The following is a 12,914-nucleotide window of genomic DNA, read 5'->3' as shown; positions in this document are numbered from 1 at the left end:
AATTGATGCTACACAAAGACATAATTTCACAAGTCGCGCAGCGCCTAAATCAGGCAGAAAAAAACCGTGAACAGATCCGCCAAATTTCTCTGGATCACCCAGAAATGACCATTGAAGATGCTTATGCTATTCAAAAAGAGTGGGTCGGACTGAAAATTGCAGAAGGTCGCGTGTTAAAAGGTCATAAAATCGGACTGACATCCAAAGCGATGCAGGCCAGCTCCCAAATTGATGAACCTGACTATGGCGCACTGCTTGACGATATGTTCTTTGATGATGGCTGTGATATTCCAACGGATCGTTTTATCGTTCCACGTATCGAAGTTGAGCTAGCATTTGTCCTCGCAAAACCACTGCGTGGCCCTAACTGCACTTTATTCGATGTGTATAATGCAACGGACTATGTGATCCCCGCGCTCGAATTGATCGATGCCCGTTGCCACAATATCGATCCGCAAACTAATCGCCCACGTAAAGTGTTCGATACCATTTCTGATAATGCCGCAAATGGCGCCGTGATTTTAGGTGGACGCCCAATTAAGCCTCGTGATTTAGATCTTCGCTGGATCAGCGCACTGCTCTACCGTAATGGTGTGATCGAAGAATCTGGTGTTGCGGCGGCAGTACTTAACCACCCTGCCAATGGTGTTGCATGGCTGGCCAATAAACTGGCTCCCCATAATGTAGAATTACAACCGGGACAAATTATCCTTGGTGGCTCGTTTACTCGCCCAGTTCCTGCTCGCAAAGGGGATGTTTTTCACGTTGATTACGGCGTGATGGGTTCAATTAGCTGCCGTTTTGCTTAAGGGGTTCACTGTGGGTCTGTTAGAAAATAAATTCAAAAAAGCACTCAAAAGTGGCAAACCGCAGATTGGTTTATGGCTCGGATTATGTAGCCCATACAGTGCAGAATTAGTCGCTGGCGCAGGATTTGACTGGCTGTTAATTGATGGAGAGCATGCTCCGAATAATGTACAAACTACCTTAGCCCAATTACAAGCTATCGCCCCTTACCCATCACAACCGGTAGTTCGTCCACCGTGGAATGATCCCGTGATCGTCAAACAATTACTGGATATTGGCGCACAGACACTCTTACTGCCAATGGTGCAAAATGCCGAGCAAGCGGAGCTTGCGGTACGCTCCACTCGTTATCCACCCGCAGGAATTCGTGGTGTGGGCAGTGCGTTAGCTCGCGCCTCTCGTTGGAACCGTATTCCGGATTATCTCAAACGCGCTAACGACGAAATGTGTGTGATCGTCCAAGTAGAAACACGTGAAGCCATCAAAAATCTTCCTGAAATTTTAAAAGTCGAAGGTGTCGACGGTGTCTTTATCGGCCCTGCGGATCTCAGTGCAGACATGGGCTTTTCAGGTAACCCTAACCATCCTGAAGTCAAAGCAGTTATCGAAGATGCTATTAAACAAATTCGTAAAGCGGGCTTAGCCCCTGGAATTTTAATGGTAGCACCTGACATTGCTGAGCACTATATCCAAATTGGTGCTCTGTTTGTTGCCGTAGGGGTGGACACCACCCTATTAGCCCGTACCGCTGAAACGCTTGCCGCAAAGTTTGGTAAAACTGTTTCCGATATGAACCCGAGTTCATCCAGCGTGTACTAAAGCAATTTTGAACTCCTCTAAGCCGCTCAATTTACCCTACAAACTCACGAGCGACTTAGAAAGTAAGTTATACATCGCAACCACAACTTAAGGCAGCCATTTAGGACTGCCCAGTAGACCCTTGTACCTATAATAAATTGTAATAGAGGGCATTATCATGAGTAATTCACAAAATGCGACCAGCACTAACCCTGCTGATCAGCATAAAAATTTGACGGAACCTCAGCAGCGAGTCATCAATAAATTATTTAAGCGATTGATCGTCTTTTTATTCGTTCTATTCGTTTTTTCTTTCTTAGACCGTATTAATATTGGCTTTGCAGGGCTCACTATGGGGAAAGACATTGGTCTGTCTTCCACCATGTTTGGTCTGGCTGCCACGCTGTTTTATGCCACTTACGTTATCTTCGGTATTCCAAGTAATATCATGCTGGGCATTGTCGGCGCTCGCCGCTGGATTGCAACCATCATGGTGCTTTGGGGCATCGCATCCACGGCAACCATGTTCGCTACCGGTCCCACCAGCTTATACATTCTACGAATGCTAGTTGGTATCGCTGAAGCGGGTTTCTTGCCGGGCATACTGGTTTACTTAACTTATTGGTTCCCTGCTTATTTCCGTGCTCGTGCTAATGCCTTATTTATGATTGCAATGCCAGTGACCATGGCATTTGGCTCCCTTGCCTCTGGTTATATTTTAGGTATGGATGGCATTCTGAATCTCAAAGGCTGGCAGTGGTTATTCTTATTGGAAGGTTTCCCATCCGTCATTCTGGGTGTGCTGGTTTGGTTCTATCTGGATGATTCACCGAAAAAAGCGAAATGGTTAACTCAAGAAGATAAAGATACGCTGCAAGAGATGATGGATAAGGATCAGCTGGAGTTAGTGCAACCCCACGGTTCAAAAAGCCATACTGCAATGCAAAATACCAGCTTATGGAAAGAGATTTTCACTCCGGTTATTTTGATGTATACCGTGGCCTATTTCTGTCTGACCAACACATTGAGCGCCATTAATATTTGGACACCGCAAATCATGCAGAGTTTTAATCAGGGCAGCAGCAATGCCATGATTGGTTTACTCACCGCGATTCCGCAGTTCTGTACTATTTTTGGGATGATTTATTGGAGTCGGCGTTCTGATCGCTTGCAAGAACGTAAAATGCACACCGCGTTACCGTATTTGTTCGCGGCCGCCGGTTGGGTTATCGCTGCGATGACTCATCAGCCGATGATCCAGTTATTGGGGATTATTATGGCATCAACGGGGTCATTTACGGCTATGGCGGTTTTCTGGACCACCCCAGATCAGTCGATTAGTTTACGCGCTCGCGCAATCGGTATTGCCGTCATCAACGCAACAGGTAATATAGGCTCCGCGGTCAGTCCACTGTTAATCGGTTGGCTAAAGGATCAAACCGGTAGCTTCAACTCCGGTCTGTATTTTGTGGCAGGTTTGCTGGTCGTCGGTGCTCTTCTGGTCATCGCTATCCCAATGAAAAACTCAAGACCAAGAGCCACACCGTAAACTGTAAAACAGTCGAATTTTAATAAATTAAGTGCTGCAACAGATTGGAAAAATTGAATTTATTTAAGCTTCCCCCTAAATATTGTTCAAAATAATTAGAGTTGCAGCTAACTATGCTACAGGCTGAATTCTCAGGGGCTGCCCAATGTTCATAAATCTGTAGGCTAAAGGGGAGTAATTCCCCAAAATAATTCAAACTAAGTCAATAATGCTATAAGTCGAATTTTCTGGGACTGCCCTAAATAGTTCGGCTTATAGCTAGGCGGCAAGCGACGATATCTCGGGGAGCATACATAAGTATGTGACTCGAGTAGCGGAGAGCAGCCAACAACGCTATGGGTCGAAATATGACGGGCATTACAAATATAGATATTGGGAAAGACTACGATGAAACCTTGGGTAACGACGACGTCCACTACCAAACCTTCGGCAAACTCGCCTCCTTCTTCGGTCGCGACATGCAGGCTCACCGTCATGACGGCTTCTTCCAGCTGCACTATTTGGTTACTGGGCACATTACTCTACAGTTAGATGAGTCTCGTTATTCGGTTCAAGCGCCGTTATTTATCTTAACGCCCCCGTCTGTCGCTCACGCTTTTTTCACCCAAGAAGATACCGATGGGCACGTTCTGACAGTTCGTCAGGATTTGATTTCACCACTTTTGCAGTCTCTATACTCCGCCAATCCCGATCTGGTCGATATTCCAGCAATTTGTTTATCCGTGGCAGATAAGCCACAGGATATCGATACGTTTAACCATTATTGGGCTTTAATGGCGCGAGAATCCGCAAATAACGATATTGGTCGAGATCAGGTTTTATCCTCCCTAGCTCAGGGACTATTTACCTTTTTACTGCGTTCTATTCCTTTAGATGAGCACCATGTGAGTGGGGTTCGAGGGGAGCATCGGTTATTCCAACGATTTAACCAACTGATCGATATGCACTATCGTGAACACCTCTCTGTGCCTGAATATGCAAATAAGCTTGGCATCACGGAGTCGAGACTTAAAGATATGTGCCGGCGATTTGCTAACCGCCCGCCTAAAAAATTAATTTTCGATAGAATTTTACGTGAAGCAAAACGCATGCTGCTATTTTGTGATAGTCCGGTTTCTGAAATTGCCTACCAACTTGGATTTAAAGATCCGGCTTATTTTGCGCGCTTTTTTAATCGCTCAGAGGGAACATCACCGAGCCAATGGCGTGAACAAAACCTCCATTAAATACTGATTCCACAAATTTAAAATCACTCTCAATATATTTTACATATTGCAAACATTTTTGATGTCTTACATTTTTATTTTTAAAGTTACAATTGTACTATTAGCGCTTAACAAAAAGTGAAGATTTTGAGTAAAAAAAACAACAAAAACAGATTTAAATTATTATTATTAATATCGTAATATATTTTAATTAATTGTATTTATTGATAATAAATGAAAATATAAATATATTATTAATATCAAAACATCGTTACGATCACATTTCTTTCACAAAACCAGCCCACCAACGAAAAGTACCAGCGATCCTTTGAAAAATCTCTTTTAAAACCCCACAGAAAACGATTCAATTGATAAACACAAAATAAACATAATATTAACATTATTCAGCTTGCAACTTTTGTACACCTACAGCCCGCAAGCCCTCTTTGTTATAAAACGAGGTAGACATGAAACCCGAAGATTTTCGTTCCGATGCCAAACGCCCATTTAATAGCCAAGAATATCTAAAAAGTTTGCAAGATGGTCGTGAGATTTATATCTATGGTGAGCGAGTTAAAGATGTCACGACTCACCCCGCTTTTCGTAACTCAGCAGCTTCCATAGGACAGTTATATGATGCGCTCCATGATAAAACGACTCATGACCAACTTTGCTGGGATACAGACACCGGTAACGGTGGATACACACATAAATTCTTCCGTTTCGCAAAAAGTGCCAACGACTTACGCCAACAGCGTGACGCTATCGCAGACTGGTCACGCCAAAGCTACGGATGGATGGGACGCACTCCAGACTATAAGGCGGCATTCGCCAGCTGTTTAGGTGCTAATCCTGAATATTATGGGCAGTTCGCAGATAACGCACGTCACTGGTACAAACGCGTCCAAGAAAGCGGATTGTATTTTAACCATGCTATTGTTAACCCACCTATCGATCGCCATAAGCCAGCTGATGAAGTTAAAGATGTTTATATAAAACTAGAAAAAGAAACTGATGCAGGTATTATCGTCAGCGGCGCAAAAGTGGTCGCGACGAACTCAGCACTGACACACTATAACTTTATCGGTTTTGGTTCTGCACAAGTGATGGGTGATAACCCTGATTTTGCACTGATGTTCGTTGCCCCGATGGATGCTGATGGCGTGAAATTAATTTCTCGCGCATCCTATGAATTAGTTTCAGGTGCAACTGGCTCACCATTTGATTATCCTTTATCTAGCCGTTTTGACGAGAATGATGCCATTCTGGTTATGGACCATGTTTTAATTCCATGGGAAAACGTGTTGATTTATCGTGATTTCGACCGAGCACGTAATTGGGCAGTACAAGGCGGTTTTGCTCGCTTATTCCCATTACAAGCTTGCGTACGTTTAGCGGTTAAACTGGATTTCATCACCGGTCTGTTACAAAAGAGCCTTGAATGTACGGGTGTTATTGATTTCCGTGGTGTTCAAGCGGATCTCGGTGAAGTGGTTGCATGGCGTAATCTGTTCTGGTCACTAACCGATGCGATGTGTTCGGAAGCCAAAGCGTGGGAAGGTGGAGCATACTTACCAGACACACAAGCAATCCAAACTTATCGTGTTATGGCACCAATGGCCTATACCAAAATCAAGAATATCATTGAAAGTAACGTGACCAGCGGTCTGATTTATCTGCCATCAAGCGTTCGTGATATGAATAACCCAGAGATTGATAAATATCTGGCTAAATATGTTCGCGGGTCAAATGGGATGGATCACGTTGAACGTATTAAAATTTTAAAATTAATGTGGGATGCTATCGGCAGTGAATTTGGCGGTCGCCACGAACTGTATGAGATTAACTACGCAGGAAGCCAAGACGAGATTCGTCTGCAATGTCTGCGTCATGCTCAAGGTTCTGGCAATATGAAAGCCATGACAGATATGGTTGATCGCTGCCTATCTGACTACGACCAGCACGGTTGGAAACGTCCTCACCTGCACAACAACAACGATATTAATCTGTTAGATTCGCTGCTGAAATAATTGGCAGCAGGAGGTCAAAATGTCTTTAGAAAATGAACATCGCCTACGTTTCAGAGATGCGATGGCAAGTCTCGGTGCCGCAGTTAACATCGTCACGACAGATGGTACTGAAGGTCGCTGTGGAATTACGGCGACTGCGGTTTGTTCAGTGACCGATACGCCACCCACTTTGATGGTATGCGTGAACCGCAACAGTGCGATGAATGCGGTTTTTCAAAAGAATGGCCGCCTGTGCGTTAACGTACTCAATCATGATCAAGAAGAACTTGCCTGCCACTTTGCTGGTATGAAAGGTTCAACGATGGATGAGCGTTTTGGTTGGGATGTCTGGGATAAGGGTATTTTAGAACAACCACTGTTAAGAAATGCCCTCGCCAATCTTGAAGGGGAAATTACCCAAGTTCAGGATATTGGTACCCATTCAGTGTATATGGTTGAAATGAAGCAAATTGTCGTTAGTGATGATGGGCACGGTTTAGTCTACTTCAAACGCAAGTTTCATCCGGTGATACATAAAATCCTAGAACCGACGTCATAATTTAACTGAACGTTGTTTATCAAGCCTCTTGCAAAAGGGGCTTTTTTATAGGGAAAAATATAAAAAATCCCCCAGTAAGTTACCCTACTGGGGGATAAGAGACTAACGGTTAGACTCGTAAATTAAAGAACGTCTACACAGTTCAGTTCTTTGAATGCTTGCTCTAAACGAACAACCATGGATTCTTGTGATTTACGCAGCCATACACGTGGGTCATAGTATTTCTTGTTAGGCTTATCAGCGCCTTCTGGGTTACCTAATTGAGCTTGCAGGTAGCCTTCTTTCGCTTTGTAGTATTGTAAAATACCATCCCAAGTTGCCCACTGAGTGTCAGTATCGATGTTCATTTTGATGACACCGTAGCTAACTGCTTCTTTGATTTCAGCAGCGCTTGAACCTGAACCACCGTGGAAAACGAAGTCTAAGCTATTGTGTGGCAGATTGAATTTCTCAGAAACATAGTCTTGAGAATTACGCAGAATTTTTGGCGTTAATTGTACGTTACCTGGTTTATAAACACCGTGTACGTTACCAAAAGAGGCTGCGATAGTGAAACGCGGGCTTACTGCGTGCAGTTTTTCATAAGCGTATGCCACATCTTCAGGTTGAGTGTACAGCTCAGAGCTATCCATACCTGTATTGTCAACGCCATCTTCTTCACCACCAGTACAACCTAATTCAATTTCCAGCGTCATGTCGATTTTCGCCATGCGCGCTAAATATTTAGAACAGATTGCAATGTTTTCTTCCAATGATTCTTCTGACAGGTCAATCATGTGAGAAGAGAACAGTGGCTTACCTGTTTTAGCGTAGTGTTTTTCACCCGCATCTAACAGGCCATCAATCCATGGAAGTAATTTTTTTGCACAATGGTCAGTATGCAGAATAACAGGAACACCATAATGTTCTGCCATTTGGTGTACGTGATGAGCGCCGGAGATTGCACCTAAAATCGCAGCTTGTTGTCCTTCCGCTTTCAGGCCTTTACCTGCGATAAATGCAGCTCCACCGTTAGAGAACTGAATAATCACTGGAGCACGTACTTTTGCTGCTGCTTCAAGCACAGCGTTAATTGAGTCAGTACCAACACAGTTCACAGCTGGCAATGCAAAGTTATTTTCTTTGGCAACCGCGAAAACTTTCTGTACATCATCACCAGTAAGCACACCTGGTTTAACAAAATCAAAAATTTTAGACATGTGAAAAGGTCCTGTGGTGAACAGGCAGCGTAGGCTGCCTGTTATGTATGAACAAATTAATTACGCTTTAGCACGTTCTTCTAGCATCACAACAGCTGGGAGCTTTTTACCTTCAACGAATTCAAGGAAAGCACCACCACCGGTAGAAATGTAGGAAATCTTATCAGCGATACCGAATAAATCGATCGCCGCTAGGGTGTCACCACCACCAGCGATTGAGAAAGCATCACTCTCTGCAATAGCACGAGCAACGATTTCAGTTCCCTTACGGAAGTTAGGGAATTCAAATACGCCCACAGGACCGTTCCAAAGAATGGTTTTTGCATTTTTCAGAATTTCTGCCAGACGTTCTGCAGATTCATCACCTAAGTCAAGAATTTGCTCATCATCTTTGATAGTGTTGCTAGCTTTCAAAGTCGCTTCAGCGGTTTCTGAGAACTCAGTGGCAACACGAACGTCTGTTGGTACTGGGATCTGGCAATGAGCCAGTAATTTTTTCGCTTCAGGGATCAGGTCCGCTTCGTACAGTGAACGACCGACATTGTTCCCTTCTGCTGCGATGAAGGTATTTGCGATACCACCACCGACAATCAGTTGGTCAGCAATTTTAGACAGGGAATCCAATACGGTCAGTTTAGTGGACACTTTAGAGCCACCAACAATAGCGACCATTGGACGAGCTGGATTGCCTAGAGCTTTACCTAATGCTTCCAGTTCATTGCTTAACAGTGGACCTGCACAAGCAACTGGAGAGAATTTAGCGACGCCGTGAGTTGATGCTTGAGCACGGTGAGCCGTACCGAATGCATCCATAACATAGACATCACACAGAGCAGCATATTGTTTGGATAGTGTTTCGTCGTCTTTCTTTTCGCCTTTATTGAAGCGAACGTTTTCCAGAACCACTAATTCGCCTTCAGCGATATCAACACCGTTTAAGTAGTCTTTAACTAAACGAACCGGGTTGTCTAATTTTTCTGCCAGATAGTCAACAACAGGTTGCAGAGAAAACTCTTCGTTATACTCGCCTTCAGTCGGACGACCAAGGTGGGAAGTAACCATGACTTTAGCACCTTGTTTTAGTGCTAACTCAATTGTTGGTAATGAAGCACGGATACGTGCATCAGAAGTAACTTTACCGTCTTTAACAGGAACGTTTAGGTCCGAACGAATGAAAACGCGTTTACCCGCTAAGTCCAAATCGGTCATCTTAATTACAGACATGGTGAATCCTCTTGTTGATTCTCTATAAAGTTTTCATTAGCGACAGCGCGAGGTACTCAGTAATTTTGTTACCTATTGTGCCCAGCAGTCTGTCAATCGCCAATTAGTTTAAACCTGTTGCTGCCATTGCTAGTGTTGTATCTAGCATCCGGTTAGCAAACCCCCATTCGTTATCACACCAAACAAGGGTTTTGATTAAGTTCTTACCGCTGACTCGAGTTTGAGTTCCATCGATGATGGCACTGTGCGGATCATGGTTAAAATCCATCGAGACTAACGGTAGTTCAGTATAGTCTACTATACCACGAAAATGCCCATGCGCGGCGCTCTGTAATAGCTTGTTGACTTTATCAACACAGACATCTGCATCTACAGTAACGCTTAAATCAATTGCGGTCACGTTAGTGGTTGGAACACGAACAGAAATCGCTTCAAAGCTTCCCTGAAACTTAGGGAAAATTCGGGTAATCCCAGCAGCCAACTTGGTATCTACCGGAATAATTGACTGACTTGCTGCACGAGTTCTTCGTAGGTCTTTATGGTAAGCATCGATAACGGGTTGATCATTCATGGATGCATGAATGGTGGTGACAGTGCCCGACTCAATACCAAATGCATCATCCAATAGCTTAATAATTGGGATAATACAGTTAGTGGTGCAAGATGCGTTGGAGACGATGCTATCTGTTGATTGTAAATCCATATGGTTAACACCATACACAACAGTGGCATCGAGGTCGTCAGTTCCTGGATGGGCAAACAGCACTTTTTTTGCGCCCGCCGCCTGATGTTTTAAACCATCGGCACGAGAGCCATAAACTCCAGTGCAGTCTAACACAACATCCACGCCTAACTCTTTCCAAGGTAGCTCGCTGATATCAGATTGATGGAATAGACGAATATTGTCATCCCCTACCTGTAACAGGTCACCATTGAGGCGAACATCCCATGCAAAGCGCCCATGACTTGAATCATACTTCAGCAAGTGAGCAATACCTTCCGGTTCGGCTAACTCATTGATTGCCACCACGACAATTTCTGCCCGACGACCTGATTCATACAACGCTCTGAGGACACTTCGACCAATTCGACCGAAGCCACTAATTGCTACCCTGATCGCCATTCTACACCTTGTATCTGAGCAAAATCACACGGTTGCTAAGGATAACTGACTACCACCAACTCTACTGCTCATTTTAACTGTCAAACATCAAAAGTGTGCTTCAACCGACACTTTTAAAATTTAATTACATTATTTCAAATGAGACTGAAACGGTTCAGCTAATCTAGGTTTAGATTAAAATATATATTTACAGAACGCAATAGAAAAACCCATACTACTGCACAAAAAAACAACGCCCCAATACCAAACTTGATATTGAGGCGTAAATAACGTTAATCAGCTTTACTTCTATCAGTACCGAAAATTTTTACGGCACCGATAGAGTCAATAAAAATGATTATTTCAGTAGCGCTCTTGCTGCATTAACTGCATTTTCAACAGTGATACCAAATTCTTTGAACAGAAGATCCGCAGGAGCAGACTCACCGAATGAGTGCATACCAATGATGGCACCGTTCAGACCAGTATATTTATACCAGTAGTCAGCAATACCCGCTTCGATAGCAACACGCGCGCTCACACTTGAAGGCAGAACCGCTTCACGGTATGCCGCATCTTGCTTGTCAAATGCATCGGTTGATGGCATAGAAACTACGCGAACTTTACGACCTTCTGCCGTTAATTGGTCAGCAGCTTTCACTGCTAATTCAACTTCAGAACCCGTTGCAATAAAGATCAGCTCAGGTGTACCCACGCAATCTTTCAGGATGTAAGCCCCTTTTTCGATATCTGCTAATTGCTGTGCAGTACGAGGTTGCTGTTCCAGATTTTGACGAGAGAAAATCAGTGCACTTGGACCATCTTTACGCTCGAGCGCGTATTTCCACGCCACCGCAGATTCAACTTGGTCGCAAGGACGCCATGTGCTCATGTTTGGCGTAACACGCAAGCTTGCCAGTTGCTCTACTGGTTGGTGAGTTGGACCATCTTCGCCCAGACCGATAGAGTCATGAGTGTAAACAAAAATGCTACGGATTTTCATCAATGCAGCCATACGAACCGCATTACGCGCGTATTCGACAAACATTAAGAAAGTCGCACCGTAAGGCACAAAACCACCGTGTAATGCGATACCGTTCATGATGGCAGACATACCGAATTCACGTACACCGTAATGGATGTAGTTACCCGCTTTATCTTCATTCAGAGGTTTAGAACCTGACCACATGGTTAAGTTACTTGGCGCTAAGTCCGCAGAACCACCCATAAATTCAGGTAAAACTTTACCGAACGCTTCTAACGCATTTTGAGACGCTTTACGGCTAGCAATGTTCGCTGGATTTTGTTGCAGATTTTCAATGAATTGCTTCGCTTCTGCTTCAAAGTTCGCAGGTAATTCACCCGCCATACGGCGTTCGAATTCTTTCGCTAATTCAGGATATGCTTTCGCATAAGCGGCAAATTTAACGTCCCAAGCGCTTTGTTTTTCTTTACCAGCAGTGCGAGCATCCCAAGCTTGATAGATTTCAGCTGGGATTTCGAATGGACCGTAGTTCCAGCCCAATGCTTCACGGGTTGCTGCGATTTCAGCATCACCTAAAGGTGCGCCGTGAACCGCTTCTGTACCCGCTTTGTTTGGAGAACCAAAGCCGATAACTGTTTTGCACATGATCAGCGTTGGCTTATCTGTTTGTTTGTGTGCTTCGTTAACTGCAGCATTGATTTGATCAGCATCGTGACCATCAATATCACGAATAACATGCCAGCCGTATGCTTCGAAACGTGCCGCTGTATCATCAGTAAACCAGCCTTCAACTTCACCATCGATAGAGATGCCGTTGTCATCGTAGAATGCGACCAGTTTATTTAATTTTAATGTACCTGCTAATGAACACACTTCATGAGAGATACCTTCCATCATACAGCCATCACCCATAAACACGTATGTGTGGTGATCGACGATATCATGGCTTGGACGGTTGAATTGTGCTGCTAAAGTACGTTCAGCAATGGCAAAGCCCACTGCGTTTGCAATACCTTGGCCTAAAGGACCCGTGGTTGTTTCAACACCTGGAGTATAGCCATATTCTGGGTGACCTGGGGTTTTAGAATGTAATTGACGGAAGTTTTTTAGCTCATCAATCGATAAGTCATAACCCGTCAGATGCAGCAGGCTATAAATCAACATTGAGCCATGACCATTGGACAGTACGAAGCGGTCACGGTTCGCCCAATGTGGGTTTGCTGGGTTATGATTCATATGGTTGCGCCAAAGAACTTCAGCAATATCTGCCATGCCCATTGGTGCGCCAGGATGCCCTGATTTTGCTTTTTGAACCGCATCCATGCTGAGGAAACGGATAGCATTAGCAAGGGTTTTACGAGTCGTCATTAGTATACTCCAAGTAGGATAAGAACGTACTTAAACCGATTTTCACAACGCAATACGGATTATTGCTTTTCATAAGGGAAGTCTCCGCTATTCGATGTTGAGCGAAAGA

10 protein-coding genes are annotated in these 12,914 nt (G+C 44.1%); 6 read left to right on the top strand and 4 right to left on the bottom strand.

The features are described from left to right. Positions 1 to 5: 5 nt before the first annotated feature. The 6 genes from hpaH (at position 6) to hpaC (ending at position 6,927) form a co-directional block, all read left to right on the top strand. Complete coding sequence (gene hpaH / locus EL244_RS03975) at positions 6 to 809, top strand: 2-oxo-hept-4-ene-1,7-dioate hydratase (protein ID WP_006815712.1); 804 nt, start codon at positions 6 to 8, stop codon at positions 807 to 809. 10 nt (positions 810 to 819) lie between these two features. Next, positions 820 to 1,626: a 4-hydroxy-2-oxoheptanedioate aldolase gene (gene hpaI / locus EL244_RS03970; RefSeq protein ID WP_126458917.1), complete on the top strand. Its 807-nt coding sequence runs from the start codon at positions 820 to 822 to the stop codon at positions 1,624 to 1,626. 157 nt (positions 1,627 to 1,783) lie between these two features. Further along, positions 1,784 to 3,154, top strand: a complete 1,371-nt coding sequence (gene hpaX / locus EL244_RS03965; protein ID WP_006815714.1) for a 4-hydroxyphenylacetate permease — start codon at positions 1,784 to 1,786, stop codon at positions 3,152 to 3,154. A 347-nt stretch (positions 3,155 to 3,501) separates the two neighbouring features. Beyond that, entirely contained in the window at positions 3,502 to 4,380 is an 879-nt protein-coding gene (gene hpaA, locus EL244_RS03960; RefSeq protein ID WP_126458913.1) for a 4-hydroxyphenylacetate catabolism regulatory protein HpaA, read from the top strand. Positions 4,381 to 4,826: 446 nt separating this feature from the next. Next, on the top strand, positions 4,827 to 6,389 hold the full coding sequence (gene hpaB / locus EL244_RS03955; RefSeq protein WP_006815717.1) for a 4-hydroxyphenylacetate 3-monooxygenase, oxygenase component: 1,563 nt from the start codon (positions 4,827 to 4,829) through the stop codon (positions 6,387 to 6,389). 19 nt (positions 6,390 to 6,408) lie between these two features. After that, positions 6,409 to 6,927 carry a 4-hydroxyphenylacetate 3-monooxygenase, reductase component gene (gene hpaC, locus EL244_RS03950; RefSeq protein ID WP_006815718.1) on the top strand — a complete coding sequence of 173 codons (519 nt, stop codon included), beginning with the start codon at positions 6,409 to 6,411 and terminating at the stop codon, positions 6,925 to 6,927. 122 nt (positions 6,928 to 7,049) lie between these two features. On the opposite strand, the gene fbaA is transcribed toward hpaC, so the two are convergent. The 4 genes from fbaA to tkt form a co-directional block, all read right to left on the bottom strand. After that, complete coding sequence (gene fbaA / locus EL244_RS03945; protein ID WP_006815719.1) at positions 7,050 to 8,126, bottom strand: class II fructose-bisphosphate aldolase; 1,077 nt, start codon at positions 8,124 to 8,126, stop codon at positions 7,050 to 7,052. A 60-nt stretch (positions 8,127 to 8,186) separates the two neighbouring features. After that, the gene (pgk, locus tag EL244_RS03940; RefSeq protein ID WP_006815720.1) at positions 8,187 to 9,350 is read right to left on the bottom strand and encodes a phosphoglycerate kinase; all 1,164 of its coding nucleotides are present in this window, start codon (positions 9,348 to 9,350) and stop codon (positions 8,187 to 8,189) included. A gap of 103 nt (positions 9,351 to 9,453) precedes the next feature. Further along, a complete protein-coding gene (gene epd / locus EL244_RS03935; protein ID WP_006815721.1) occupies positions 9,454 to 10,473 on the bottom strand; it encodes an erythrose-4-phosphate dehydrogenase in 1,020 nt (339 codons plus the stop codon). 337 nt (positions 10,474 to 10,810) lie between these two features. Then, positions 10,811 to 12,805, bottom strand: coding sequence for a transketolase (gene tkt, locus EL244_RS03930; protein WP_126458910.1), 1,995 nt, complete (start codon positions 12,803 to 12,805; stop codon positions 10,811 to 10,813). Between the last annotated feature and the right edge of the window lie 109 nt (positions 12,806 to 12,914).

The organism is Providencia rustigianii (assembly GCF_900637755.1).
Taxonomy (GTDB): Bacteria; Pseudomonadota; Gammaproteobacteria; order Enterobacterales; family Enterobacteriaceae; genus Providencia; species Providencia rustigianii.
This window is presented reverse-complemented; position numbering and strand designations above follow the sequence as displayed.

What these genes read in the sequence shown, in the direction of transcription:
- hpaH (WP_006815712.1), top strand. Translation starts at nt 6, where the DNA reads ATGCTACACAAAGACATAATTTCACAAGTCGCGCAGCGCCTAAATCAG.
- hpaX (WP_006815714.1), top strand. Translation starts at nt 1,784, where the DNA reads ATGAGTAATTCACAAAATGCGACCAGCACTAACCCTGCTGATCAGCAT.
- hpaA (WP_126458913.1), top strand. Translation starts at nt 3,502, where the DNA reads ATGACGGGCATTACAAATATAGATATTGGGAAAGACTACGATGAAACC.
- hpaB (WP_006815717.1), top strand. Translation starts at nt 4,827, where the DNA reads ATGAAACCCGAAGATTTTCGTTCCGATGCCAAACGCCCATTTAATAGC.
- hpaC (WP_006815718.1), top strand. Translation starts at nt 6,409, where the DNA reads ATGTCTTTAGAAAATGAACATCGCCTACGTTTCAGAGATGCGATGGCA.
- fbaA (WP_006815719.1), bottom strand. Translation starts at nt 8,126, where the DNA reads ATGTCTAAAATTTTTGATTTTGTTAAACCAGGTGTGCTTACTGGTGAT.
- pgk (WP_006815720.1), bottom strand. Translation starts at nt 9,350, where the DNA reads ATGTCTGTAATTAAGATGACCGATTTGGACTTAGCGGGTAAACGCGTT.
- epd (WP_006815721.1), bottom strand. Translation starts at nt 10,473, where the DNA reads ATGGCGATCAGGGTAGCAATTAGTGGCTTCGGTCGAATTGGTCGAAGT.
- tkt (WP_126458910.1), bottom strand. Translation starts at nt 12,805, where the DNA reads ATGACGACTCGTAAAACCCTTGCTAATGCTATCCGTTTCCTCAGCATG.